Annotated in this window: 24 protein-coding genes; 14 read left to right on the forward strand and 10 right to left on the reverse strand. The window is 64.8% G+C overall.

Going from position 1 to position 24,297, the window contains the following annotated elements; translation table 11 throughout:
- Window positions 1-9: 9 nt before the first annotated feature.
- Complete coding sequence (treS, locus tag RFA01S_RS08315; RefSeq protein WP_027495653.1) at window positions 10-2,190, reverse strand: maltose alpha-D-glucosyltransferase; 2,181 nt, start codon at window positions 2,188-2,190, stop codon at window positions 10-12.
- Between the two features lie 316 nt (window positions 2,191-2,506).
- Here treS and RFA01S_RS08320 point away from each other — a divergent pair, with 316 nt between their 5' ends.
- The 6 genes from RFA01S_RS08320 (at window position 2,507) to RFA01S_RS08345 (ending at window position 8,422) form a co-directional block, all read left to right on the forward strand.
- Window positions 2,507-3,007: a hypothetical protein gene (locus RFA01S_RS08320; RefSeq protein ID WP_032366878.1), complete on the forward strand. Its 501-nt coding sequence runs from the start codon at window positions 2,507-2,509 to the stop codon at window positions 3,005-3,007.
- 291 nt (window positions 3,008-3,298) lie between these two features.
- On the forward strand, window positions 3,299-5,143 hold the full coding sequence (gene dnaK / locus RFA01S_RS08325; protein ID WP_027495655.1) for a molecular chaperone DnaK: 1,845 nt from the start codon (window positions 3,299-3,301) through the stop codon (window positions 5,141-5,143).
- Window positions 5,140-5,799, forward strand: a complete 660-nt coding sequence (grpE, locus tag RFA01S_RS08330; RefSeq protein WP_032406191.1) for a nucleotide exchange factor GrpE — start codon at window positions 5,140-5,142, stop codon at window positions 5,797-5,799. The genes dnaK and grpE overlap by 4 nt, the downstream gene beginning before the upstream one ends.
- Before the next feature lie 31 nt (window positions 5,800-5,830).
- Window positions 5,831-7,009, forward strand: a complete 1,179-nt coding sequence (gene dnaJ, locus RFA01S_RS08335; RefSeq protein WP_032406192.1) for a molecular chaperone DnaJ — start codon at window positions 5,831-5,833, stop codon at window positions 7,007-7,009.
- Window positions 7,009-7,425: a heat shock protein transcriptional repressor HspR gene (locus tag RFA01S_RS08340; RefSeq protein WP_045841157.1), complete on the forward strand. Its 417-nt coding sequence runs from the start codon at window positions 7,009-7,011 to the stop codon at window positions 7,423-7,425. The genes dnaJ and RFA01S_RS08340 overlap by 1 nt, the downstream gene beginning before the upstream one ends.
- A gap of 250 nt (window positions 7,426-7,675) precedes the next feature.
- Window positions 7,676-8,422, forward strand: coding sequence for an FAD-binding oxidoreductase (locus tag RFA01S_RS08345; protein ID WP_032406193.1), 747 nt, complete (start codon window positions 7,676-7,678; stop codon window positions 8,420-8,422).
- 41 nt (window positions 8,423-8,463) lie between these two features.
- Here RFA01S_RS08345 and RFA01S_RS08350 read toward each other — a convergent pair whose 3' ends face one another.
- Both RFA01S_RS08350 and RFA01S_RS08355 read right to left on the reverse strand, forming a co-directional pair.
- Window positions 8,464-8,865 carry a MarR family winged helix-turn-helix transcriptional regulator gene (locus RFA01S_RS08350; protein WP_032406194.1) on the reverse strand — a complete coding sequence of 134 codons (402 nt, stop codon included), beginning with the start codon at window positions 8,863-8,865 and terminating at the stop codon, window positions 8,464-8,466.
- Window positions 8,862-10,277 carry an MFS transporter gene (locus RFA01S_RS08355; RefSeq protein ID WP_032406286.1) on the reverse strand — a complete coding sequence of 472 codons (1,416 nt, stop codon included), beginning with the start codon at window positions 10,275-10,277 and terminating at the stop codon, window positions 8,862-8,864. The genes RFA01S_RS08350 and RFA01S_RS08355 overlap by 4 nt, the downstream gene beginning before the upstream one ends.
- Before the next feature lie 158 nt (window positions 10,278-10,435).
- Here RFA01S_RS08355 and RFA01S_RS08360 point away from each other — a divergent pair, with 158 nt between their 5' ends.
- Window positions 10,436-10,666 (forward strand): hypothetical protein, encoded by a 231-nt coding sequence (locus RFA01S_RS08360; protein WP_027495662.1) that lies wholly within the window; start codon window positions 10,436-10,438, stop codon window positions 10,664-10,666.
- Between the two features lies 1 nt (window position 10,667).
- Here the strand turns inward: RFA01S_RS08360 and rsgA are convergent, their stop codons facing one another.
- The 3 genes from rsgA to RFA01S_RS27705 all read right to left on the reverse strand — a co-directional run bounded on the left by rsgA (window position 10,668) and on the right by RFA01S_RS27705 (window position 13,533).
- On the reverse strand, window positions 10,668-11,717 hold the full coding sequence (rsgA, locus tag RFA01S_RS08365) for a ribosome small subunit-dependent GTPase A (RefSeq protein WP_032406195.1): 1,050 nt from the start codon (window positions 11,715-11,717) through the stop codon (window positions 10,668-10,670).
- Window positions 11,718-11,858: 141 nt separating this feature from the next.
- Window positions 11,859-13,307, reverse strand: a complete 1,449-nt coding sequence (locus RFA01S_RS08370; RefSeq protein ID WP_027495664.1) for an alpha,alpha-trehalose-phosphate synthase (UDP-forming) — start codon at window positions 13,305-13,307, stop codon at window positions 11,859-11,861.
- Between the two features lie 52 nt (window positions 13,308-13,359).
- Window positions 13,360-13,533 carry a hypothetical protein gene (locus tag RFA01S_RS27705; protein ID WP_008710019.1) on the reverse strand — a complete coding sequence of 58 codons (174 nt, stop codon included), beginning with the start codon at window positions 13,531-13,533 and terminating at the stop codon, window positions 13,360-13,362.
- Between the two features lie 105 nt (window positions 13,534-13,638).
- Between RFA01S_RS27705 and RFA01S_RS08375 the strand changes: the two genes are divergently transcribed.
- The 4 genes from RFA01S_RS08375 to RFA01S_RS08390 all read left to right on the forward strand — a co-directional run bounded on the left by RFA01S_RS08375 (window position 13,639) and on the right by RFA01S_RS08390 (window position 18,259).
- Window positions 13,639-15,387, forward strand: coding sequence for an ABC transporter ATP-binding protein (locus RFA01S_RS08375; RefSeq protein ID WP_174557230.1), 1,749 nt, complete (start codon window positions 13,639-13,641; stop codon window positions 15,385-15,387).
- Window positions 15,384-17,132, forward strand: a complete 1,749-nt coding sequence (locus RFA01S_RS08380) for an ABC transporter ATP-binding protein (protein WP_032371882.1) — start codon at window positions 15,384-15,386, stop codon at window positions 17,130-17,132. Before RFA01S_RS08375 ends, RFA01S_RS08380 begins: the two co-directional genes overlap by 4 nt.
- Before the next feature lie 69 nt (window positions 17,133-17,201).
- On the forward strand, window positions 17,202-17,774 hold the full coding sequence (locus RFA01S_RS08385; protein ID WP_032381554.1) for a TetR/AcrR family transcriptional regulator: 573 nt from the start codon (window positions 17,202-17,204) through the stop codon (window positions 17,772-17,774).
- Window positions 17,771-18,259 (forward strand): FBP domain-containing protein, encoded by a 489-nt coding sequence (locus tag RFA01S_RS08390; RefSeq protein ID WP_032406196.1) that lies wholly within the window; start codon window positions 17,771-17,773, stop codon window positions 18,257-18,259. The genes RFA01S_RS08385 and RFA01S_RS08390 overlap by 4 nt, the downstream gene beginning before the upstream one ends.
- A 62-nt stretch (window positions 18,260-18,321) precedes the next feature.
- On the opposite strand, the gene RFA01S_RS08395 is transcribed toward RFA01S_RS08390, so the two are convergent.
- Window positions 18,322-18,540, reverse strand: a complete 219-nt coding sequence (locus RFA01S_RS08395) for a hypothetical protein (RefSeq protein WP_032406197.1) — start codon at window positions 18,538-18,540, stop codon at window positions 18,322-18,324.
- 237 nt (window positions 18,541-18,777) lie between these two features.
- Here RFA01S_RS08395 and RFA01S_RS08400 point away from each other — a divergent pair, with 237 nt between their 5' ends.
- Complete coding sequence (locus RFA01S_RS08400; RefSeq protein WP_072692052.1) at window positions 18,778-20,199, forward strand: HNH endonuclease signature motif containing protein; 1,422 nt, start codon at window positions 18,778-18,780, stop codon at window positions 20,197-20,199.
- Between the two features lie 110 nt (window positions 20,200-20,309).
- Here the strand turns inward: RFA01S_RS08400 and RFA01S_RS08405 are convergent, their stop codons facing one another.
- Both RFA01S_RS08405 and RFA01S_RS08410 read right to left on the reverse strand, forming a co-directional pair.
- Window positions 20,310-20,963, reverse strand: a complete 654-nt coding sequence (locus RFA01S_RS08405) for a hypothetical protein (protein WP_032375015.1) — start codon at window positions 20,961-20,963, stop codon at window positions 20,310-20,312.
- A 31-nt stretch (window positions 20,964-20,994) separates the two neighbouring features.
- Window positions 20,995-21,522 carry a hypothetical protein gene (locus tag RFA01S_RS08410; protein ID WP_032407438.1) on the reverse strand — a complete coding sequence of 176 codons (528 nt, stop codon included), beginning with the start codon at window positions 21,520-21,522 and terminating at the stop codon, window positions 20,995-20,997.
- Between the two features lie 92 nt (window positions 21,523-21,614).
- On the opposite strand from RFA01S_RS08410, the gene RFA01S_RS08415 reads away from it, so the two are divergent.
- Together RFA01S_RS08415 and RFA01S_RS08420 are read left to right on the forward strand one after the other, a co-directional pair.
- Window positions 21,615-22,424, forward strand: coding sequence for an alpha/beta fold hydrolase (locus RFA01S_RS08415; protein ID WP_027495671.1), 810 nt, complete (start codon window positions 21,615-21,617; stop codon window positions 22,422-22,424).
- 90 nt (window positions 22,425-22,514) lie between these two features.
- A complete protein-coding gene (locus RFA01S_RS08420) occupies window positions 22,515-22,775 on the forward strand; it encodes an MbtH family protein (protein ID WP_027495672.1) in 261 nt (86 codons plus the stop codon).
- 10 nt (window positions 22,776-22,785) lie between these two features.
- Here the strand turns inward: RFA01S_RS08420 and RFA01S_RS08425 are convergent, their stop codons facing one another.
- A complete protein-coding gene (locus RFA01S_RS08425; protein WP_032407276.1) occupies window positions 22,786-24,249 on the reverse strand; it encodes a threonine/serine exporter family protein in 1,464 nt (487 codons plus the stop codon).
- Window positions 24,250-24,297: the final 48 nt, after the last annotated feature.

Consider the following 24,297-nt stretch of genomic DNA (forward strand, 5'->3'; position numbering starts at 1 on the left):
CAGGTTCTCTCACCGCAGCACCACCGCGACGCCCTCGTACGGACCGAGGTTCATCGGGAAGCTGTGCAGTTCGTCGACCGTCGCGATTTCGTTGTCGTCGAACACATCGATGGCGCAGGTGCCGGGCACCAGGTGCTTGGACTGAATGGTTGCGCTGATCTCGTCGGACGAGAAGTTCAGCACCGTGGCCTGGATGGTGCCCTGGCCGAGCTCGTGCACCATCACCAACAGGCTCTTGTGCGAGACCGTCGGAATATCGATCTGCTGCGCCGTGGCAATTCCGTACTTGTTGCGCAGCTCGATGATTCGAGCCAGCTGCCGAGCGAACGACTGCGGGTCGGCCAACTGCTCCGGTAGCGACCCGTACAGGCTGCGTCCACGGGGAATGCCCGACTCCGAGCGCACGGCGTCGGGGAAATACCCCATCAGGTCGTGTGCGCCGCGGTTGAGCCAGCGAGTGTCGCCCTCCTTGATGAGATCCTCGACCTCGTCGGCGGCGATCGGAAGAATGCCCAGCAAGTCCCAGCCGGACAGCGCGAACACGCCGGGCTGCAGTGCGTTGTACATGGCGAGCAGCAGGTGCGCCCGCTTCACGGTCTCGATGTCCTGCTCGTCCATCCGGTCGAGATCGCGGATGCCGAGCGACGCGGTGATGACACTGGCTGTGGTGCAGGCGATTCCGTTGGTGGTGAACGTTCGGTTGTACGGTGCCCAGCGGCCGGTGAGGCGATCGGTGAGTTCACCGCGAATGCGATCGCCCAGATCGCAGCCCTTGACCGACTCGCCGCCGTAGGCGAACTCGTCTTCTGCGTGCAGTGTCGCGAAGTGGATGAGCTCGAACGTCATCTCGTCGTGGTTCTGCAGCGCGTGCACCAGTGATGCCGTGTCGACACCATGATCACGCGCCAAAGTCATGGTGAGTCTGAGGAATTCGGTGTTCCCCATGACCAACGCATGCTGGTAGGCCGGGCGGTTGATGAAGTCGTACGACAGATCGGCGCCGTTGGTGCCCATCGCCTTGATGTCGTCGATCGTCAGGTTCAACTCCTGGAAGGTGAACCCACCCATCTTGCGCACCACACTGGCGATCAGGTGATTCGCGGCCTCCGAAAGTGGGTGTCCCTCGGACCAACCCGGACCCTCCGCACGACGTTCGACGCCGAGGAAACCGTTGGCGTCCAAACGCAACGCGCCGGCACCGAGATCGGCGATGGAATGGCAGGCGTCGCCGATGACGAGGCGCATGCCCGCGAACGATGGGTCGAGCCAGTTGATGGACGGCTGACCGGCCTTGAAGTAGTGCAGGTACACCCAACGCCGCTCGACGCCGTCGATGCCGACGACGGGAGGTGTTGCGCTCCAGTTGGTTTCCTTGACGCCGAGCTCGTAGAAGATCACTCGCTGCAGCTGGCCGATGATGTAGCCGGCGCGAGCGAGATTGGCCTCGGCCTCGGCGTCGATGTTCTGCGAGTCGGCACCGGCGCGCACGCGGGGGAGCAAGTGCCAGTCCTGCGGCTCGATCTCGACCATGTGGTAAATGCCGGGGTAGTCGGCGACGGCCATCTCGGCCAGCCGGAAGTCCGCACCCTTACCGGTGTGTCCGGGAACGATGTCGTCGATGACGATGCCGTCGTACGCGGAGGCCACGACGCACAGGCGTCGGAACTCTTCTTCCGATCCGAAGGCGGGGTCGATCTGCATACCGATGCGGTCGAAGTGGCCGTCGACGGACGGGGTGGGACGCCACCCGTGGATGCCGCCCGCCACCTTCACCGGTCCGGTGTGCACGGCGGTGACGCCGATCTCGGAGAACGCCTGCCACAACTTCTCGTCACCGAGGGTGCTCAGGAAGCTGGTCTGCGGAGCGTTGATCACCGAGATGGGGTAGGCGGTGAACCAGACGGGTGCTCGCTCGACGGCAGCTCGCGGATCGGGATCGGCATACGGGTTCTGCCACATGCTGCCCTTGCCCGACAGCTGTTCGGCAATGAGCTTGGCATCTCGCAGCATCGACTGTTCGGTGAGCCAGTCCACGTACTCGGGATTGGACGCGACCGGCTCGCTGTCCGGTGTGGGACCACTACTTCGGTTCGCACGGCGCACGGACGGACGAAGCGGTTTCGGCCGAGCCGGGTAGAACTTCTCGTCGTAGGTGATCTCGCTCGGTTCGTGCTGCACTTCGGGATCCATGTGCCTCCGTAGCCTCGCTTTTCCTCAACCCTACGTAGGGCGCGGCCGATCCGCAGGGTTGTGGTTCCCCTCTTCTTCGACCAGCGAAACCTAGCGTGTGGGCGCGCCGGGCCCGGCCCGTCGATCGGTGAGCGGCGGCCGAATCACACGAATGTCATTCGGCCCGACCGGTTTTGTTCGATATGCGAACGTCATCGAATCGAGACCGCCTGGTGTGGAATGTCTGAATCGGATAGGCCATAGTGAGGAAGTACCAACTGTCCCTTCAGTCACATCAGACTCACGGGTCACATCCCCTAAGTCACAGGAGTTGTCCATGCGACGTCTTGCCCGCACATCGATCCTGGCCTCGACGGCCGCCCTGGCCGCCGGCATCGGTGCGGTCGTCCTCGTACCCATGGCCTCGGCCGAGCCCGAGACCGAGCCCGCGATGCCCCTCGGCTCCGCAGTTCTGGAAAGCCCCGACCTGGTGGTCTCGATGGCCACTGTCTGCGACACCGCAGTCGAGAAGGCCCCCGAGGGCGGCGTCGTCGCACTGCAGGTCAAGGTCGAGAACAAGGGTGCCGACGACGCGTCGAACGTCAACGTCAACTACGGCGCACTGCCGGGTCTGCAGGGTCAGAACACCGAGAAGACCATCAAGGCGGGCGAGGCAATGACCTACACCGTGCCGTCGGCCGATCGCGAATGGGTCGCTCGCCCTGCCGGCGCAGCTGCCTTCGCCAGCGCACTCGATGCCGACTTCATGAACAACATCACCGGCGGACTGCTCAGCTACAGCTGCATCCCCGCACCCGCCACCGAGCCTGCCGAGTAATTCTCGTTCCGTACTTTCTCTCCCGCTGCGCCGCGACGATCCATCCGATCGTCGCGGCGTACTGCTGTCCCCATGTGCGTGGAACTTCGTAGCAGGGACCGAGTTTTCACTCACATGCGGCGCAGCCGCTCCCTAGGGAACAAATTCGCCACACCCTCCGTTGTGCAGGTCAGCAGCCTTGAGTGGATGAGGCTCAAGTTGGAAGTTGACGCGATAGATCGCGTTGTGCAAACTTGAGCGGAGTTCGCTCACCCAGGGACTGGAACCCACGCAACAACAGGAGGAAACATTATGGCTCGTGCGGTCGGTATCGACCTCGGGACCACCAACTCGGTCGTGTCCGTCCTCGAGGGCGGCGAACCGGTTGTCGTCGCCAACTCCGAGGGATCACGCACCACCCCGTCGATCGTCGCTTTCGCCAAGAACGGTGAAGTGCTGGTCGGCCAGCCCGCGAAGAACCAGGCGGTCACCAACGTCGACCGCACCATTCGTTCCGTGAAGCGCCACGTCGGCACGGACTGGACCGTGGAGATCGACGGTAAGAAGTACACCCCTCAGGAAATCTCCGCGCGCACGCTGCAGAAGCTCAAGCGCGACGCCGAGGCCTACCTGGGTGAGGAAATCACCGACGCGGTCATCACCGTTCCCGCGTACTTCGAGGACGCACAGCGTCAGGCCACGAAGGAAGCCGGCCAGATCGCCGGCCTCAACGTCCTGCGCATCGTCAACGAGCCCACCGCGGCAGCTCTCGCATACGGCCTGGACAAGGGCGACAGCGAGCAAACCATTCTCGTGTTCGACCTCGGTGGCGGCACGTTCGACGTCTCGCTGCTCGAAATCGGCGACGGCGTCGTCGAGGTCCGCGCGACGTCCGGCGACAACCACCTCGGTGGCGACGACTGGGACGAGCGCATCGTGACCTGGCTCGTCGACAAGTTCAAGGCTCAGAACGGCATCGATCTGACCAAGGACAAGATGGCCCTGCAGCGTCTGCGTGAGGCTGCCGAGAAGGCGAAGATCGAACTGTCCTCCGGGCAGAGCACCTCGATCAACCTTCCGTACATCACGGTCGACGCGGACAAGAACCCGCTCTTCCTCGACGAGCAGCTCAGCCGCTCGGAGTTCCAGAAGATCACCTCCGACCTGCTCGACCGCACCCGTGCGCCGTTCCAGGCAGTGGTCAAGGACTCCGGCATCGCCGTCAAGGACATCGACCACGTCGTGCTCGTCGGTGGATCGACGCGTATGCCCGCAGTCTCCGAGCTGGTCAAGGAACTCTCCGGTGGACGCGAGCCCAACAAGGGCGTCAACCCGGACGAGGTCGTGGCCGTCGGCGCTGCACTGCAGGCCGGTGTGCTCAAGGGTGAGGTCAAGGACGTTCTGCTCCTCGACGTCACGCCGCTGTCCCTCGGTATCGAAACCAAGGGTGGCGTCATGACCAAGCTCATCGAGCGCAACACCACCATCCCGACGAAGCGTTCCGAGACCTTCACCACCGCTGACGACAATCAGCCCTCGGTGCAGATCCAGGTCTTCCAGGGTGAGCGCGAGATCGCATCGCACAACAAGCTCCTCGGCTCGTTCGAGTTGACGGATCTGCCCCCGGCTCCGCGCGGCGTCCCCCAGATCGAGGTCACCTTCGACATCGACGCCAACGGCATCGTGCACGTCACGGCCAAGGACAAGGGCACCGGCAAGGAGAACACGATCAAGATCCAGGACGGCTCCGGTCTGTCCAAGGAAGAGATCGACCGCATGGTCGCCGACGCCGAAGCTCACGCAGACGAGGACAAGGCTCGTCGCGAAGAGGCCGAGGTCCGCAACCAGGCCGAGTCCCTCGTCCACCAGACGGAGAAGTTCGTCAAGGACAACGAGGACAAGGTCGACGCCGAGCTCAAGGGCCGCGTCGAAACTGCCATCGCCGACGCCAAGACGGCACTCGCGGGCAGCGACATCTCGGCAGTGAAGACCGCCGTGGAGAAGCTGTCGAGCGAGTCGCAGGCTCTCGGCACCGCCATCTACGAGGCTCAGGCCAAGGAGCAGGGCGGCGCAGAGGGTGGCGCGCAGGCCGCTGACGACGGTGTAGTCGACGCAGAGGTTGTCGACGAGCCCGCCGACGACACGGACAAGAAGTGACGTCGGGTAACTCCGAGCAAGAACCGGTCACTTTCGTGGACAAGCGGAAGATCGATCCCGAGACCGGTGAAGTACGGGAAGGTGACGCAGTTCCGGAGCCCCTCGCGGGCACCGGTACTGCGCCCCAGCCCGGCTCGGTGGACGAAGGGACAGGCGAGATCGTGGTCGAGGCGGAGGACACAGAAGATCCGCGCGACACTCAGGTCGCCGAACTCACTGCCGATCTGCAGCGCGTGTCGGCCGAGTACGCCAACTACCGTCGCCGCACGGATCGGGAGAAGCAGACGGGAGCGGAGAACGCGAAAGCGTCCGTCGTGTCCCAGCTGCTCCCCGTCCTCGACGATCTGGAGCGAGCTCGCCAGCACGGCGATCTCGAAACCGGACCGCTCAAGTCCGTGGCGGACAAGCTGGCGGGGGTGTTCACGAACATCGGTCTGAGCACCTTCGGGGCCGAGGGCGACGCCTTCGACCCGGCCATCCACGAGGCCGTTTCCCATGAGGGCGACGGCAGCAATCCGGTCGTCGGCACGCTGATGCGTCCGGGCTACAAGCTCGGCGAACGCGTGCTGCGCACCGCGATGGTCGGCGTGGTCGACAGTGCTTCCGAGGGCGCGGCAACAAATGAATCGGACGCACCCGCGCCCGACGAGCAGTAAAAAGAAATAGCGCGAGAGGAGGAAACGCCCGGTGAGCCAGCGGGAGTGGATCGAGAAGGACTTCTACAAGGAGCTGGGCGTTTCCTCCAGCGCTACTGCAGAAGAGATCAAGAAGGCGTACCGAAAGTTGGCGCGGGACAACCATCCCGACGCCAATCCCGGTAACGCCGCGGCCGAGAACAAGTTCAAAGCGGTCAGCGAGGCGCATGCCGTTCTCGCCGACCCGGCCAAACGCAAGGAATACGACGAGGCCAGGCGGCTGTTCGCGTCCGGCGGCTTCGGTAGCCGCGGCGGCGGTGGGTTCTCACCCGGTGCCGGTGGATTCGGCGGCGGTGGCCAAAGTTTCGATGTCGGGGACATCTTCGGTCAGGCCGGCGGCGGCGACGGCGGCATCGGCGACCTCTTCGGTGGACTGTTCAATCGCGGCGCTGCGCAGCAGCGTCCGCAGAGCAACCGTCCCCGACGCGGCAGCGACGTCGAGACCGAGACCTCGCTGCAGTTCCGTGAGGCGGCGCTGGGCGTGACGGTTCCGTTGCGGTTGACCAGTCCGTCCTCGTGCACCACGTGCCACGGCAGCGGTGCCAAGCCGGGAACGAGCCCGCGGGTCTGCCCCAAGTGCAACGGCCAGGGCGTCGTCAACCGAAACCAAGGCGCGTTCGGGTTCAGTGAGCCCTGCGACGATTGCCGCGGTACCGGATCCATCATCGACGACCCGTGCGTCGATTGCCGCGGCACCGGAGTGCAGAACCGCACCCGCACCATCACCGTGCGAGTACCCGCCGGCATCAGCGACGGCCAGAAAGTACGACTCGCAGGCCAAGGCGAGGCCGGGCTACGCGGAGCACCGTCCGGCGACCTGTTCGTCACCGTTCGAGTCAAGCCCGACAAGGTCTTCGGCCGCACCGGCGACGACCTCACGGTGACCGTGCCGGTCAGCTACGGCGAACTGGTTCTCGGCACCACACTGTCGGTGCCCACCCTCGAAGGACGCGTCGGCGTCAAGGTGCCACCGGGCACCGTCGACGGCCGAGTACTGCGGGTGCGCGGACGCGGTATCCCGAAGAAGTCCGGTACCGGTGATCTGATGGTGACCGTCAAAGTTGCCGTCCCGCAGAAACTCGACGATGCTGCTACCGACGCTCTGAAGACCTATCTGGAAGCCGAGAAGGCCAGCGGATTCGACCCGCGGGCCGGGTGGGCAGGTGTGTGATGTCGGTCCCTCCCGAGGGCGGTTCCGCGAAAGCCGGTGGGGCACAAGGTGATCCCGACGCGCAGATCTTCGTGATCTCCGTCGCGGCTCAGCTGGCCGGCATGCATGCGCAGACGCTGCGCACCTACGACCGACTGGGCCTGGTCATCCCGCACCGCACCACCGGCGGGGGTCGACGCTACACACCGCGCGACGTCGCCCTGCTCCGTGAAGTGCAGCGACTCTCGCAGGACGAGGGCGTCAACCTCGCCGGCATCAAGCGCATCATCGAACTCACCAACCAGGTCGAGGCCCTGCAGGCCAGGGTCTCGGAACTGGCGCAGGAGGTGGCGAACGTGCACGCGAGCTACCGCCGCGACCTGGTGCCTATTCAGCGCAACGCCCTGGTGGTGTGGAAGCCGAAGCACCAGCGCTGAGTTCGCCGCCTTCCCCGCAAACGCGCGCGCATTTGTCAGGTGCGCGCAGATTCGCTAGTGATTCGGTCACTATTCCGCGCGCCTTCCCCGCAAACGCGCGCGCGTTTGTCGGGTGCGCGCAGATTTGCCAGTGATTCGGTCACTTTTCCGCGCGCCTTCCCCGCAAACGCGCGCGCGTTTGCGGCATCGGCAGTGGCGAACCTCGCGCGCGTTTGCGAGACACCCGGCATCGACCCCTATCCTGGTCCGCATGCAGGCGTGGGATTCGACAGTCGTTCAGTACCATCGCCTTCGGAACGACCTCGCGGTGATCAGGCTCGAGGGCGACGCGATCCCGTTCAGGGCCGGGCAGTCCGTGTCCGTCACAGTTCCGCACAACACCGCTCTGACGCGGCGATATTCGCCCGCCCTGCCGCCGTCGCTGGACGGCAAGCTCGAATTCCATGTGCGCGCGGTACCCGCGGGGTGGGTGAGCGGGTCGATCGTCAACGAGACGCGGCCCGGTCATGTCTGGCAGATCAGTGATCCGCAGGGCGGTCTGCACGTCGACGATTCCGGGCGTGACGTCGTCATGATCGCGGGCGGTACCGGCCTCGCTCCGTTGCGCGCGATTCTGCTCGATCTCACGCGCTGGGAGCGGCCGCCGAATGTGACGCTGTTCTTCGGCGGCAAGTCGCCGCGCGATCTCTATGCAAGCGACATGCTGTGGTTGATGGCGGCCGAGTTGCCGTGGCTGACCGTCGTTCCCGTCGTCGATCAGCTGCACGAGCCGTGGGCCTCGGACCGCTGGAACGATCGTATTCACGAGGAAATTGGTTCCAGCACATCATTTTTCGAGCCGGAGCACTGTTGGGAGGGTGCTATCGCCGACGTCGTCGCCGTGCAGGGGCCGTTTCCCGACCGTCAGATCCTGGTGTGTGGTTCACCCGGCATGGAGGCCGCCACCGTGCGCGCCCTCGTCGAGATCGGAACCCCGCTCGCAGACATTCGCCGCTGAAGCAGAAGCAGAAGCCGAAGCAGAAGCACCGTCCCACCACATCAGGGCAGTCGCAGTATTCGACGCAGATGCGCCAGGTCCTCCGGCGGTAGTGCCGTGAATTCCGGCGGAGGGGCGTCGGCGATCGTGCGGGCTTTCTCGGCGAGGCGGCGTCCGGTGTCGGTGAGTCCGATGATGCGTCGTCGACGATCGGTGGGGTCCTCGGTGCGCACCACCAGGTCTCGCTGTTCGAGTTCGCGCACGTTCAGAGATACGTAGGGCACGTCGGAGGCGAGCAGATCGGCGAGTTCGGTGACCGTCCGATCGCCGGCCAACAGCTTGATCAGCAGTTTCGCGCGCAGGAAGCTCATCCCGGTGGCCTCGGCGACGGCCCGTCGAGTGTCGTGTACCTCGAGCATCAGCGCTCGCATCTCGCGCCAGATCTGCGCTGCTTCGCTCGTCATACGAGCACCGGCTGGTCGATACGTTCGGCGGTCGATCGTGCCCACCGGCCGGTGGTGACCAGCGCGAGCACGGTCACGACCACGCCTGCACCGGCGATGACGAACCAGGCGGGCACGGCGGCGGCAGTGAAGCCGTCGGAGATTTCTCCGACGATGCTCGCGGTGACGATCGATCCCATGACGGCCACACCGAGCGACTGACCCACCTGCCTGCTGGTCGACGCGATAGCCGAGGCCACGCCGGCTTGGCTGCGCGGCATCCCGGACACTGCGGTGTTGGTGATCGGGGCGTTGACCATGCCGAAGGAGATTCCGAAGATCACGTATGCCGTCGCCAACCAGGTGAAGGATGTCGTCGGCGTCGTTCTGGTGAGCATCAGCGCGGAGACCACGAAGCCGAGGCCGGCCACGAGCAGGGGGATGCGAGCCCCTAAGCTGCCGACGATGCGTCCCGATATCGGCGCGAAAATCAGCGTCATCAGTGCCATCGGCAGAGTGTAGAGACCAGCGTGCAGAGGTGAGTAGCCGCGAACGTCCTGCAGGTACAGCGTGTTGAGGAACAGGAACCCGCCGAGGGACGCGAACGCACACACGGCGATCACCGTAGCGCCACTGAACGGTGCACTGCGGAAGAACTTCAGCTGGATCAGCGGTTCATCGATTCGCGATTCGACCACCAGCAGCCCGACGAGAGAGCCGATCGCGACGGCACCCGTGAACACGATCAGCGGTGATCCCCAACCCTTCGCGGGACCTTCGATGATGGTGAAGACCAGGGACGCGAGGAACGCGAAGATGAGGAACTGACCTAGCGGATCGAACTTCCTCGCGTGCTCGGCCTTGGATTCCGGGACGAACTTCAGTGTCATCGCCAAAGCGAAGATCCCGACGGGGACGTTGATCCAGAAGATGGACTGCCAGCCGGCGCTGGTGACGAGCACGCCGCCGAGTGCCGGTCCCGCGGACATCGAGATTCCGACGACGGCACCCCACATGCCGATCGCGCCGGCGCGCTCTTTGGGGTCGGTGAAGGTGTTGGTGATGATCGACATCGCGACGGGATTCATCATCGAGCCGCCGATGGCCTGCAGCATCCGGAAGGCGATGAGCCAGCCGAGCGACGGTGCGACGCTGCACAGCAGCGAGCCGAGGACGAACGTTCCGGTGCCGATCAGGAAGAAGCGTTTGCGGCCGTACTTGTCGGCCATCGAGCCACCGAGCATCAGCAGGGATGCCACGACCAGCGTGTATGCATCGATGATCCATTGCAGACCCGATACCGATGCATTCAGATCTGCGCGCATCGACGGCAGCGCGACGTTGACGATCGTGTTGTCGGTGCTGACGAGAAACAGGCTGAGGCAGCAGATCCCGAGCACGAGATATCGGTGTCGTCGAGTCAGCTCGGCCACGTGCACCTCCGCATATTTGCTTGTACATCTACAACTATTACATGAGTACTCCTAACTTGTTCGACGAGCAAGTGGCGTCGGGCTGGTCGGCGCCCGATAGGGTGTGTGTCACAGACTGGCTCGACCCCCGATACCTGCTCGGTGAATGGAGAACAACAGTGGCTTCCGAGATCGCACCAGGCGACCTGGTTCAGGCGTCCGGGCATGCAGGCCCGTGGAAGGTGCTCGAGATTCGTCAAGGGTTGGCGTTGCTCGAGCATCACGACGGGCATCGGCTGTCGGTCCGGACGACGACGGTCGAGGTGGTGCGCAAGGCATCGCCGCGCGAGGGCTCGGCTCCGCTGGAAGAGGCTGAGTCCGAGAGCCCCTCGCTGTTCGACGAGAGCTGACCTAGCGCCGCCCACCGTCGGCTGCGTACTTCTGCCGTGGCGACTTGGTCATCTGCTTGTATTCCCTCAACTTCTCGCTGCGCGCCCGCGCATCGTGGCGCGACGTTGTCCAGGCGTTCTCTCGCAACAGCTTTCGGTAGTTACCCAGCCGGCGTTCGGTGAGTTCGCCTGTCTCGACGGCGGCGAGAACGGCGCAACCGGGCTCGTGAACGTGCGCGCAGTCGCCGAAACGGCACAGTGCGGCCAGCTCGTCGATATCCGAAAAGGCGCTCGCCACTGCGTCTTCCGATCCTTGTACACCCACCGATCTCAATCCGGGAGTATCGAGCAGGGTCAGTCCCAGTCGTGGTACCGGAATCAATTCCCGACGCACCGTCGTGTGTCTGCCCTTGGCGTCCGCCTCGCGAGTGGTGCCGGTGGTGAACGCGGTGCTCCCGATCAGAGCGTTGCCGAGAGTCGATTTACCCGATCCCGACGGCCCGATGAGCGCGACCGTGCCGTGCAGATGTGCTGTCAGCGAATCGATTCCGTCGGCCGACACCGCGCTGGTGCTGCAGACGGTGACACCCGGCGCGGCGGCCAGGACGGACTCTTCGGTGACGCGTCCGCTGTCGGTCTTGGTGATCGCGACGACGGGTACGCCGCCGCTGCCCCACGCCAGCGTGAGGTAGCGCTCGACGCGACCGAGGTCGAGAACCGTGTCCGACGCGACGGTGACCACGACAGTATCGACGTTGGCACCGAGAACCTGTGCGGCCGAGGTCGATCCGGCACTGGCGCGAACTATGGCCGTTCGGCGGGGCAAGATGTCGATCAGCCGGAACGATTCCGCGTCCAGTGCCACCCAGTCCCCGGTGCAGAGGCCGCCAGGAGTAGAGCCTGCGGAACGACCGCTGACACTGCCGGTACCGCGCGCGATTCCGCGCTCGGTGACGGCGTCGAATTCACCACGGTCGACGCGAACCACGCGAGCGAGAATTGCGCTGTGAGAATGCTGTTCGAACTCGTCACGCCAGTGTTGGTCGAGTCCGTATTCGAGTAGAGAAGACATGCGAGAAGTCCTTCGTGGAGGAGGTGTGAGGGCTCGGGTGTGTTCTCGTCCAGGTGGCCACGATGCCCACCTCCTCACTTCTCGCATGGACAAAACCGTCGACGGCAAACTAGCAGCCGTCGACGGTGGGGGTAAAGCGATTTATCTGACGAGGTTGGTGCCCTCGGCCGGCTGTGCCAGAGCGGACAGGAACGATCGAGCCCAACGGTCGACGTCATGGGCGAGAACCTGCCGGCGCATGGCTCGCATGTGACGCTTACCTGCCTCGGGTTCCTGTTCGAGCGCTCCGGTGATGGCGTCCTTCACGCTGTCCAGATCATGGGGGTTGCACAGGTACGCCTGGCGCAATTCTGCAGCAGCACCGGTGAATTCGCTGAGAACTAGCGCGCCACCGAGGTCGCTGCGGCAGGCCACGTACTCCTTGGCGACGAGGTTCATGCCGTCGCGTAGGGGAGTGACCAGCATGACGTCGGCAGCGACGAAGTAGGCGAGCAGGTCCTCGCGGGGAATTGGACGGTGCAGGTAGTGGACCACCGGGTGGCCCACCTGGCCGTACTCGCCGTTGATGCGTCCCACCTGCTGCTCGATCTCGCCGCGCATGGCGACATAGCTCTCGACGCGTTCACGGCTGGGCGTCGCCAATTGCACGATGACGTTCTCGGCCGGATCGACTCGGCCTTCTTCGAGCAACTCTCGAAATGCGTTGAGCCTAACGTCGATTCCCTTGGTGTAATCCAGTCGGTCGACGCCGAGCATGATCCGTTTCGGATTGCCGAGGTCTTTGCGCAGCTGCTTGGCGCGGTCTCGGACGGCCTTCGTGCGCGACTTGGTGTCGAGGTCACCGGAGTCGATGGAGATCGGGAACGCTCCGACGCGTACGGTCCGGAACCCCACCTGGACGACACCGAGCTTGGATCGCACACCGACGGTTCCGCGTGAGGTGGTTCCCCCGGCGAGGCGTCGGGCAAGGTAGAGGAAGTTCTGTGCACCGCCGGACAGATGGAAACCGATCAGGTCGGCTCCGAGCAGTCCTTCGACGATCTCGGTGCGCCACGGCATCTGCATGAACAGCTCGATCGGTGGGAACGGGATGTGCAGAAAGAAGCCGATGGTCAGATCTGGCCGCAGCATCCGCAGCATCTTGGGCACCAGCTGGAGCTGATAGTCCTGAATCCACACCGTCGCACCCTGCGCGGCTGCCTCGGACGTCTTCTCCGCGAAGCGGCGGTTGACTTCGACGTAGGCGTTCCACCAGTCGCGGTCGTACTCGGGCTTGACGATGACGTCGTGGTACAGCGGCCACAGCGTGGCGTTGGAGAAGCCCTCGTAGTACTGGGTGTATTCCTTCTCGCTGATCGGCACCGGACGCAGGTGCAGGTCGTCCTCGACGAACGGCTCCACGTCGACGTCGGATACGCCGACCCATCCCACCCAGGCACCCTTGTTGGCGCGCAGGATGGGCTCGAGCGCGGTGACCAGCCCGCCGGGGCTGCGCTTCCATCGCGTGCTTCCGTCGGGAAGTGTCTCCAGATCGACCGGCAACCTGTTGGCTACGACGACGAAATCCGAACCCTGCGAGGCGTCAGCCACAACTGTCCAATCCGCTTGTTGATGCCTAGGTAATCAGCCCTGCGAAAACCTGTCAGTCGGTCTTCGCTACGGGGTCTATACCCAGCATCGACAACAACATGCGGCACTCGTCTGCATCGGTCGCATAGGCGGCGACGACGCGCTGGGCCTGACTGGCGGTCTCGTACTCGAGTGGGACGATGTCTTCGTCGGCGATGTCGTTGTCGGTCGATGTCTTGGCAGGCATGGTGATCTCCGTACTCTCTGCTGGACTTACTCGGTGTTCGCTGGTGCCAACTCTATGTAAATGTGACACCCCATCGCCACTTCCCGATGCCATAGGCTGCAGCGAATGATCGATTCTGTCTCGCTTCACCATGCTCGAAACGTGGTGGAGGCACCTTTCCCGGCCACCGGTGGCGCGATTCTGCGCCGCACCGTACGACGTCGTCGCACCCGCTTGATCGTCTCGTCCCTGCTCTTCGGGGTGCATCAACTGTGCGAAACGATGGTTCCGGTCGCGATCGGTCTGATCGTGTCGCGGGCGATCGACACCGGCGACGTGACGGCGATGATCGTCTCGTTGGTCGGTCTCGCGGCTCTGTTCGTCACACTGTCCTACGCCTGGCGCATCGGTGCCCGCATCATCGTCGTCGCCATCGAGCGTGAGGCCCACGATGTGCGGGTGGAGGTCGCCGGCCGCGTTCTCGACCCACGCGGACTGCGCACCGATCTGTCGGCCGGGGAATTGCTGACGGTCTCGACGTCCGATGCCGAGAAGGAATCGTGGATTCTCGACCTGATCGCGCGAGTCTTCGCGTCCGCAGTGGCGGTGGTCGCGTCCGCGGTGGCATTGCTGATCATCGACATTCCTCTCGGCCTGGCCGTCGTGATCGGCACTCCGGTAATTTTGATCGCGCTCCAGCGTCTCGCCCCGTTGCTCACCCGCGCGGCCACAGCACAGCAGGCCGAGATCGCCGGGGTCTCGGGAATGGCCACCGATCTGGTCAGTGGAGTGCGTCCGCTGCGCGGAATCGGAGCCGAGGACGCCGCGACCCAGCGGTTCGTGACGTCGAGCCGAACGGCACTGGCGGCCACGCTGAGGTTGGCCCGCGCCAACAACGTCTATCAGGGCCTGGCGGCGGCGGTCAACGCGTTGCTCGCCGTCGGAATCGCCGGTACCGCAGGCTGGTTCGCGTTGCAGGGTCGCATCTCGGTCGGCGAGCTGATCACCGTCATCGGGCTCTCGCAATTCGTCATCGAACCGCTGACCGGGTTGTCCAAGGTCCCCGGCGTGGTGGCGATGGTGCGTGGCTCTGCCGATCGGCTCGCACTCGTACTCGGTGCCGACCACGTTCTGCCGCAATCGGATTCCGCTGTGCCCTCGGGTACCGAACTCGCCGTCGACGAGGTCGGGTTCCGTTCGCTCGACGGCCTCACCTTCTCGGCTGCACCCGGCGAGATGCTCGGAATCGTCGCCTACCGGCCGCAGGACGGGGAGGCACTCGCCCAGGTGCTCTCCGGTCAGATCTCCGAGTCCGACTACACCGGAACGGTACGGATCGGCGGCATCGCAACAGGGGACATCGATCTCCGACGCGCCCGCGAGACCGTGCTCGTCGAGCCGCACATCACCGACCTGTTCGCCGGCACCGTCCGCAGCAACGTCACCGCAGGTCGCGCGCAGCCCGACGCCGAACTCGACCGCGTGCTCGAGGCCTCCGCGGCCACCGACGTCGTCGAACTGCACGAAGCCGGACTCGACCACGCCGTCACCGACCGCGGTGCCAGCCTCTCCGGTGGCCAACGTCAACGAGTCGCGTTGGCGCGGGCCCTGTCGGTCGACGCCCCGGTGCTGGTGCTGCACGACCCCACCACCGCGGTCGACGCCGTCACCGAGCACACGATCGCGCGCGGCATCGCCGAGCTGCGACACACCGCCAGCGCTGCGCAGACCACGATCCTGATCACCACCAGCCCTGCGCTGCTGTCGGTGACGCATCGCGTACTCGTGGTCGACGACGGCCGCGTCGTCGCCGAAGGAACCCACCACGATCTCGCGTCCTCGGACGCGCAGTACAAGGAGACGGTGCTGCGATGACCGCCCCCGAACTTCTTCCCATCGCCACCGGTGCCCGGTCGGGCCGATGGCTGTTGGAACAGCTGCGCCTGCGCAAACTCCGTACCGCGGTGACGCTGCTCCTCGGCGCGGTGGCCGCGGCGATGTCACTTGTGCCGGTCTACGTGCTCGGCGTCCTGGTCGACCGCGTCCGCGACGGGGCCGACTCGTCGACCATCGTCGGGGTCGTCGTCGTGATCGCGGTGGCGGCGGTCATCGGCGGTGTCGTCACCGGTTTCAGCGGCTACCTGATCAGTACCCTCGGCGAGGGCATCCTGGCGTCCTTACGGGAGGCCGTCGTCCGACGCGCTCTCCGCCTGCCGGTGGCCACGCTGGAGCGAGTGGGCAAGGGCGACTTGCTCTCCCGCGTCGGCGACGACGTCGCAGTGATGGCCAAGTCGATCGGCGAAGTGATTCCCCAGCTCGTCGGCGCATTCCTGCTCGTGTGCCTGAGCATGATCACGATGCTCGGAATCGACTGGCGTCTGGGGCTTGCCGGTCTGGTGGCATTGCCGATGTACGTGCTCGCGCTGCGCTGGTATCTGCCCCGATCGGCTCCGCTGTACGCGGCTGAACGAGTCGCTATGGGCGAGCGAGCCCAGTCCTTCGTCAGCAGCATGCAGGGCGCAAAGACGGTGCGCGCCTACGGACTCGAAGCCGAGCACCTCGGTGAGGTGGATCGAGCGTCGGCGAAAGCCCGCGACATCGGCGTCGACGTCTTCCGCCTGTTCACCCGTTTCGGCTCACGCAGCAACCGCGCCGAATGTGTCGGTCTGTCGGTGATCCTGCTGGCCGGATTCCTGCTCGTACGAGGCGATTACGTGACCGTCGGTGAGACCACGGCCGCGGCGCTGCTGTTCCATCGCCTGTTCAATCCGATCGGCACCCTGCTCTTCACGTTCGACGACATCCAGTCTGCCGGAGCTTCTCTGGCCCGACTGGTCGGTGTCGTCGACATTGCCGACGAGCGGCCGGTGGGCGACGGTTCCGTGCCTGCCGACGCCACCCTCGATGTCGTCGACCTGCGCCACTCGTACGACGGGGGTCACGAAGTACTGCACGGGGTCGACCTGCGTGTCGACGCAGGTGAGACGGTCGCGCTCGTGGGATCCACCGGTGCCGGGAAGTCGACGATCGCGGCCATTGCGGCCGGGTCCATGGCGTCGACGTCGGGCACGGTTCGTGTCGGCGGCGCGTCGCTGGACTCGTTGGGCCACCAGGGTTTACGCCGGCATGTCGCGATCGTCAGCCAGGAAGTGCACGTCTTCGCCGGCCCACTGATCGACGACGTGTTGCTCGCGGCACCGGACGCCGGCCGCGACGACGTGGAAGCCGCACTGCGGACCGTCGGTGCCTGGGGATGGGTCGAGGCGCTCGAGAACGGCCTCGACACCGCCGTCGGCGAGGGCGGTCACCAGTTGACCGCGGCGCAATCGCAGCAATTGGCTCTGGCGCGGCTGGTTCTCGCCGATCCGGCTGTCGCGGTGTTGGACGAGGCCACCGCCGAGGCCGGCAGCTCCGGTGCCCGTGAGCTCGAACTGGCTGCGGAGGCGGCGACGAGAGGCCGCAGCACATTGGTCGTGGCGCATCGCCTCACCCAGGCCGCTGCCGCCGACCGCGTTGTTGTGCTCGAGCACGGGAAAATCGTGGAGCAAGGTCCGCACGACGAGTTGGTCGCTGCCGGTGGGCGTTACGCAGAGCTGTGGGAGGCGTGGCAGGGTCGCTGATTGTTTTAGCAATTTGCCTATAGCTATTAGTTTTGGCTACGGTGTCCTCGGAAGATGGAGGAGGCCGACATGGCACGCGCAGGATTGACCGCGCAGCGCATCGTGGCAGCAGGAGCGGATCTGGCCGACGAGGTCGGCTTCGATCGCGTGACTGCCAGTGAGTTGGCGCGGCGCTTCGACGTCAAAGTGGCGAGTCTGTATTCGCATCTGAAGAGCGCGCATCAGCTCAATGTCGGCATCGCTCTGCTCGCGTTGGAAGAACTGGCCGACCGGGTGGCAGAAGCGTTGGCGGGCAGGGCAGGCAAGGACGCGTTGGTCGCAGTGGCCGACGCGTACCTGGTCTATTCGCGCGAACATCCCGGCCGGTACGCGGCCACTCAATTTCCTCTCGACCACGAGACGGCGATCAACAGTGCCGGGGTGCGGCACTCGGCGATGATGAAGGCAATTCTTCGTGGGTATCACCTGAACGAGGCCGATCAGGTGCACGCTGTTCGATTGTTGGGCAGTGTCTTTCACGGTTTCGCCAGCCTCGAAGCGGCCGGCTCGTTCGCTCACAGTGCACCCGACTCACAAGAGTCGTGGGCCCGAATCCTCGACGGAATCGACACACTCCTACGGCAATGGAGGCAGGAACAATGAAGCCGATCTCGGAACGCGGCATCAGATCGTCGTTCGTCAACTCGTCCAAGGGTGACGCCACTCGGCTTTCCCTCCCCGATATGTACGACGAAGTGCCGTGGGAGGATCTCGATTTCCTCGGCTGGGGCGACCCGAAGCTGGCGGGACGAAGCTACATCGTCGTACCGCAGGAAGATCGACTCCGGGGAATTGCGTTGCGATACAAGGCAGGTGGACCGCGGACCGCGCAGATGTGCAGCATCTGTCTCACCACCCACGCCAACGGCGGTGTGTCGCTGATGGCCGCTGCGAAGGCAGGGGAGTCCGGGCGACGCGGCAACACCGTCGGTACCTACATCTGCTCGGATCTCGCATGTTCTCTGTACGCACGCAAGAAGAAAACACCGGCCCTGGGACGACAGTTCAAGGAGGACTTCGACGTCGACACCCGCACGGCGACGGTGAGGGAGAACATCGACGCATTCCTCGCTCGTATTCTCGGCTGATCGTCGCTCCGCTCCCGTCGTGCGCGTTGTGCGCCCTCAGAGGTACGCACAACGCGCACGACCTAGTTCTTTTTGCTGGACCGCTGCGGGCGCAATGCTGTGAAAAGCCAAGCCGTTGCCGCGACAATTGCCAGACCCCAGCCCGCGATGCCGGCCCCAGGGAAGTCCAGTCTTGGGATGGCGAGAACCCCGAAGATCACCAGAGTGGCGAACAGCGGCGAGAGTCTGCGCTGGGCATGGATAAGTCGAGTGGACTCGGTTCCCGTTTGTCGCATGCGCATCTACCCTCCTCGTCGATGTGTTTGGTGAACCTACAGTAAACCGGTAGGTCGGTCGTCAATGGCGCGCCCCGGTTGATACCCATGGAGTGTGGCGCAACGGTCGTAGCGCGTCCGAGGATTGGTGATTTGCCTAGCACGGGCCACCGACAGGTTCCGGTTCGCGAATCCTTATGCACCGCAATAGTTTTCGATTGCACCATCATTGTGTATAGAACACCTGTTCGATACACTTGGTCCATGACCACGGAGATCTGGCAACTGAGCGAGAGTGAACTCCTCGCCGACGCCGCTGCGGTCTCCCACAAGATCCAACTGCTCGAAGCACGCCGCATCGCCCTCGTCGCCGACATCGACACCCGCGTGAGCAGGGAGAAGCTCGGCTTCCCCGGACCCGCAGGGTGGCTGACCTCCACCACCCTCCTCACCCCCAGCAAAGCCACCAAGATCGTTGCCCTCGCCCGCGGACTGAAGAACTTCCCCGACATCGCCGACGCAGTGGACACCGGCGTCATGTCCGTCGACCACGCCGCCTTGATCCTCACCTTCGCCGAAACACCACCGAAGAACCTCCCGCAAGAGGGTCGCGATATCGCCCGCTCCGCGATGATCGCCGCCGCCACCGGGCCCGGGGCACGCACCGACATCATCCGAGAAGCGATCACCAAACTCGAAGACACCTACGGTGGCAACAAGCCACCACCGGAAGACACCGACCGCAACGAACTCTTCGCCTCGAAAACCCTCAACGGACGTCTCGTGGCGAAGATGGATTTCGATGCGATCACCGGAGAAAAGCTGCTCACCGCGCTTTCACCGTTGACCGAACCCCGCCCTGCCGCCGACGGCACCCAAGACGAACGCAGTCCCGCACGGCGACGCGCCGACGCCTTCGGACACATCCTCGACCGCTACCTCGCCTCCAGTGACCGCCCCACCGAAGGCGGCGAAAAACCCCACGTCAACCTGCACATCCGGTTGCAGGACCTCACCGACCTCCGCGACAGTGCCGACGACATAACAGACGACGAAACCTCGCGCGCAGCAACAGAATCCGACACCGAGACCGACGCAGCAGATCCGGTCGACATCAACACCGGCGACCCCATCGACACTGACGCAGCAACCGAACCGGACCACGAAAACGGCAGCGGCAGTGGCGATTGCGGTGGAGGTGATGCTGCAGCCGACCGCGGCGCATACCGGGACCTGTTCGGTGACGGCACGTCGGTCGGGTGGCTGCCCTGGATGGGACCGCTCTCCCGCAACACTTCCCGCCAACTGGCGTGTGATTGCCTTCTCACCGCCATCGTGATGGACGAGAACGGCAACCCACTCAACCTCGCCCGCACCGCCCGGACCGTCACCGCGAAACAGAAACGAGCATTGACTGCCCGCGATCACGGCTGCGCCTTCCCTGGCTGCGGCAAACCCGCCGCCTGGACCGAAGGTCACCACATCTGGCATTGGGCCGATGGTGGCCCCACCGATATGGACAACCTCGTCCTCCTCTGCGGATTCCACCACCGACTCATCCACCACAGCGACTGGGAAGTGTTCATCGGAACCGATCAACACCCCTGGTTCGTACCACCAGCATCCGTCGACCCCTACCGACAACCCCGACAATCCCACGCCCGAGCAGGCCCCCACATCGCATAGGCCCGCGCGAACGCACACCAGCCCCACACAAACACACCAGCCCCGCACCGAGAACACGGTGCGGGGCTGGAAGGGGTTGTTGCTGAGCTCGATTCGAGAGAACCGGGCTGTCAGTCCTTGTTCTTCTCCGCGATGAACAGCTTCTCGATGCGCTCCGCCTCGTCCTTCTTGGCGTCGGCTTCCTCGGATCGCTCTGCGGCCTCGGCCAATTCGGCCTCGGACGGTGCTGCAGCCAACTTCTCCTGCTTGTCGACCTGAGCCTGCTGAGTCTTCTTGCGGTCCTCGGCTGCCTTGGCCGCCGCGGCAGCTTGCTCGTCGGCCTTCTTCTTCTTTGCAGCCGCTTCGCGTTCGGCTTCCTGAGCGGCCTCGCGCTTGCGCTGCTCGGCTTCCTGTCGCGCGTCGCGGGCCGCTTCCTGGGCTGCGGCGTCGGCGGCCCGCCGGTCCTGCTCGGCGGTCTCACGAGCCGTCTTCAGGTCGGCGTCCGCGGCAGTCTTCTTCGCACGTGCCTCGGCGTCCAGGCGTGCTGCTTCGGCGCGGTTCTCGGTGCTGTCGACCAGAGTCTCACCGCGATCGGCAAGACTCCTGTCTCCCAACAGGTTTCCGACAGCACGATCGAGGGATCCGAGCGTGTGCTCGTAGGCGAGCCGTGCCGGCGATTCTGCATCCATCTTCACCACGACGTTGGTCTCGATGAGCTGCAACGGAATTCGTGCGATCCTGTACTGAATTCTCAGGATGGTCAGTGGTAGGGCCAAAACACTCATGTAGTCGAACTCCTAGATCAGCAGTAGTGGGTCAAGCCTGGTTGCGAAGCTCTTCGGCTTTCTTGCGGTCGGCCTCGGCCTGCAGCAACGCTTCCTGGTGCTTTTGCGCAGCCACCATTTCGTCCGCGTCTGCCGCGGCCTGCTCGGCTTTGCGCTCCTCGGTCGCTTCGATCTGTTCGGCCGTTGCGTCGACCTCGGCTGCCGCTCGTTCCTGCGCCACGGTCTCACGCTTGTTCTGCTCGGCCGCGGCCACCTGGGTCTGTCGAACGCGATCTGCGTTCGCCTCGGCAACTGCTGCGTTCTCCTCCGCGGCCTCGCGTCGACTGTCTGCCGCAGTCCGCACGTCGGCCAGCTCCTCGGCGGCCTCGGTGGCCTGCGCATCGGCGACGCGTTCGGTGGCCTGCGCCTCCTTGCGTTCGCGAGCCTGAGCGGCCTGCAACTGGCCCTCGGCCGTCAACGAGTCGTTGCCGGTGACAGCGCCGACGACCTCTTTGGCTTTGCCCTTGATCCCGTCGAGCATTCCTTTGCGTGCTTCGCCCGCTACGTTCTCGTCAGTCATGTAACTGCAGGTACCCACTGGCTGTTCGAGTAACCCCACGTCGACCTCGGACGATACGATCGCCGACGAAAGCATCAGCAGTGAGGAGACGTATGCCTATCGCGAAGATCAACGGCATCGACGTGAACTACCAGGTCAAGGGCAGTGGAGACCTGGTCGTTCTGATAATGGGCACCGGCAGTCCCGGCCGAGTGTGGGAACTGCATCAGGTACCGGCCCTCCTGGCGGCCGGCTACCGGGTGTGCACCTTCGACAACCGCGGTATCGCGCCGTCGTCGGAAAGTGCGACCGGTATCACCATCGACGCCATGGTTGCCGACACCGAGGGCTTGATCGAACTGGTCCGCGACGGTGCCGAGAAGGCCTTCGTCGTCGGAACGTCGATGGGCTCTCGCGTCGCGCAGGAGTTGGCTCTGAAGCGTCCCGATCTGGTTCGCAAGGCGGCATTCCTGGCCGGGCACGCGCGGGTCGACGAGTTCCAGAAGACGCTCGCCCAGGGCGAGCGGGCGCTCTACGACAAGCGCGTCGAGCTGCCGGGCACGTACTCGGCCGCGGTGACGGCGGTGATGAACCTGTCGCCCGCCACGTTGCGTGATGCGCGAACGGCTCGCGATTGGCTCGACCTGTTCGAGTTCTCGGCATCCTCACCATCCGCCGGGGTGCGCGCGCAGCTGGGCATGGACGACGATTTCGACCGCACCAACGCCTACCGGGCAGTGTCGGTGCCGTGTCTGTCGGTCGGGTTCGCCGACGATCGGATGATCCCCGCCTACCTGGGCAAGGAGCTCGCCGACGCGATTCCGGGGGCTCGATACGTGGAGATCGCGGACGCCGGGCACTACGGATATCTCGAGCGTCCCGAGGCTGTCAATGCGCACTTGCTCGACTTCTTCAAGGCCTGACGCCACCTGAGCACGACCTGCGTTGCTAGGGTCGTGTGGCACCTCACGGTGCAGACTTACCAATCAAACGTTCGCGACGAGTGAGGCGAGATGAGTACCAACCCGTTCGATGACGAAGACGGACGCTTCTTCGTGCTGGTCAACGACGAAGATCAGCATTCGCTGTGGCCGACGTTCTCCGAGGTCCCTCAGGGGTGGCGTGTCGTCTTCGGTGAAGACACCCGCGCTGCGTGCCTGGAGTACGTCGAGAAGAACTGGACCGACATGCGTCCGCGCAGCCTGCGTGAGGCCATGGAGGCCGACGCTGCTGCCCGCGCAGGTGCTGAGGGAACCCCCAGCACCGAGGCCTGAGTTCCGCCTTCTACGAAGGACTCGTACCGCGCCGCCGACGAACCGTCGGTCGGCGCGGTTCTTCTCTGCGGCGAAGCGTCGGGCGCAGTAGTTCCTCGGTGCGTGCCAGGATCCGGGGTCGACGCAATGTTCGCGCACCCCACTCACCCAATGTGACGCCCGCAGCCAGGCCACAGCCGATGCCGAACGCCGCGAAGAGCGAGCTGATACCGAGCAGCAACTGGTCGTTGAGAATCGCGTACAGACCTCGGTAGAGCGAGAGACCGGGCAGCAACGGAGTGATACCGGCGACGGCAACGATGAGCGGCGGAATGAGCGCTCGACGTGCAAGGAGACCACCGGCGAATCCGACGACCGTGGCCGCGATGGCAGACGCGATGATCGGACCCACAGCCAACGTCTGCGACATCAAGTAGACGAGCGCACCCGCGAAGCCGCCCATGAACGCTGCCGTCAGTGCGCGCCGCTCGGCGTAGCAGGCGAGCGCGTAGAACAGAGACGCGGCCGCGCCGGCCAGGACCTTGGTGGGCACCTGTGTGATGTCCGGGGGAGGCAGGTTGCTGATCTGCGGCAGATCGCTCCCGATCAGGGCCGCCAGCCGCAGCGACGTGGCGACGCCGGCAATGATGCCGCCCGTCATCATCAACACTTCGAAGAATCTGGCCGACGCGGTGATCGGTGCTCCGGTGATCGCGTCCTGTACCGAGCCGACGAGCGAAAGCCCCGACAGCAGCACCGTCACCCCGGCACCGATGATCACCGACGGGGAGATGTCGATATTGAGCTGATCCTGAAAGTTGTACAGAGTGATCGCCGGGGTGGCAGCGACGAATCCGCCGACCACCTGCTGAAAGAAGAAGGGCAGTCCGGCGCGGTTGAGGATGCGGCCGATTCGGTCGATCACCATCGTCGTCATGAAGCTCACCACAGCCACCAACGCGCCGCCGCCGAGCAACACACCGATCGCCGCCGCCATGCCCGCCCACGCGAAGGTCGCGATCCACCGGTTGTACGGGTGCGGGGCCGAGGTGATCTCGTCGAGGCGGTCCCGCGCGATGCTCGCCGGGACCACCTTGACGCGCACCGAGCGAATGAGGCGGTCGACCGCGGCCAGCCGTGTGAAGTCCATCGAGCGGTAGTGAACGATGCGCATCGTCGACGCCGGCGGCCGCGTGGGACCGCGATGTGCGCTCAGCGTGATCGAGTTGTACGTGACGTCGACATCGCATCGTGCGAGGCCGTACGTCGCGGCGATGAACTGCACCTGCGTCGCCGTATCCACCGCAGACGTGCCCGACGCCAACAACACCTCGCCGACACGAACGGCCAGCTCGAGGACCTCGGCGACCGTCGCATCGTCGGTCAGATCGATAGGGCGAAGAGGTGACGGCGCGGCGGTCGGTGTATCGATGGTGGCCCGACGCTCACCGGTGAGACGGCTCAGCGAAGCCGTCAGGTCTTGCAGGAAAGTCATGACCGTCTTTACGTTGCTGGGGTGATCCACCGACAAGGTACCTGTTGT

This window comes from Rhodococcoides fascians NBRC 12155 = LMG 3623 (assembly GCF_001894785.1).
Classification (GTDB): Bacteria; Actinomycetota; Actinomycetes; order Mycobacteriales; family Mycobacteriaceae; genus Rhodococcoides; species Rhodococcoides fascians.

Bases quoted from the DNA above. Each gene is read 5' to 3' on its own strand.
- RFA01S_RS08385 (WP_032381554.1), top strand. From the start codon at position 17,202: ATGGCACGCGCAGGATTGACCGCGCAGCGCATCGTGGCAGCAGGAGCG.
- RFA01S_RS08400 (WP_072692052.1), top strand. From the start codon at position 18,778: ATGACCACGGAGATCTGGCAACTGAGCGAGAGTGAACTCCTCGCCGAC.
- RFA01S_RS08340 (WP_045841157.1), top strand. From the start codon at position 7,009: ATGTCGGTCCCTCCCGAGGGCGGTTCCGCGAAAGCCGGTGGGGCACAA.
- RFA01S_RS27705 (WP_008710019.1), bottom strand. From the start codon at position 13,533: ATGCCTGCCAAGACATCGACCGACAACGACATCGCCGACGAAGACATC.
- RFA01S_RS08410 (WP_032407438.1), bottom strand. From the start codon at position 21,522: ATGACTGACGAGAACGTAGCGGGCGAAGCACGCAAAGGAATGCTCGAC.
- RFA01S_RS08415 (WP_027495671.1), top strand. From the start codon at position 21,615: ATGCCTATCGCGAAGATCAACGGCATCGACGTGAACTACCAGGTCAAG.
- rsgA (WP_032406195.1), bottom strand. From the start codon at position 11,717: ATGTCTTCTCTACTCGAATACGGACTCGACCAACACTGGCGTGACGAG.
- RFA01S_RS08320 (WP_032366878.1), top strand. From the start codon at position 2,507: ATGCGACGTCTTGCCCGCACATCGATCCTGGCCTCGACGGCCGCCCTG.
- RFA01S_RS08395 (WP_032406197.1), bottom strand. From the start codon at position 18,540: ATGCGCATGCGACAAACGGGAACCGAGTCCACTCGACTTATCCATGCC.
- RFA01S_RS08375 (WP_174557230.1), top strand. From the start codon at position 13,639: ATGATCGATTCTGTCTCGCTTCACCATGCTCGAAACGTGGTGGAGGCA.
- RFA01S_RS08390 (WP_032406196.1), top strand. From the start codon at position 17,771: ATGAAGCCGATCTCGGAACGCGGCATCAGATCGTCGTTCGTCAACTCG.
- RFA01S_RS08405 (WP_032375015.1), bottom strand. From the start codon at position 20,963: ATGAGTGTTTTGGCCCTACCACTGACCATCCTGAGAATTCAGTACAGG.
- RFA01S_RS08345 (WP_032406193.1), top strand. From the start codon at position 7,676: ATGCAGGCGTGGGATTCGACAGTCGTTCAGTACCATCGCCTTCGGAAC.
- RFA01S_RS08350 (WP_032406194.1), bottom strand. From the start codon at position 8,865: ATGACGAGCGAAGCAGCGCAGATCTGGCGCGAGATGCGAGCGCTGATG.
- dnaK (WP_027495655.1), top strand. From the start codon at position 3,299: ATGGCTCGTGCGGTCGGTATCGACCTCGGGACCACCAACTCGGTCGTG.
- RFA01S_RS08425 (WP_032407276.1), bottom strand. From the start codon at position 24,249: ATGACTTTCCTGCAAGACCTGACGGCTTCGCTGAGCCGTCTCACCGGT.
- RFA01S_RS08420 (WP_027495672.1), top strand. From the start codon at position 22,515: ATGAGTACCAACCCGTTCGATGACGAAGACGGACGCTTCTTCGTGCTG.
- treS (WP_027495653.1), bottom strand. From the start codon at position 2,190: ATGGATCCCGAAGTGCAGCACGAACCGAGCGAGATCACCTACGACGAG.
- RFA01S_RS08380 (WP_032371882.1), top strand. From the start codon at position 15,384: ATGACCGCCCCCGAACTTCTTCCCATCGCCACCGGTGCCCGGTCGGGC.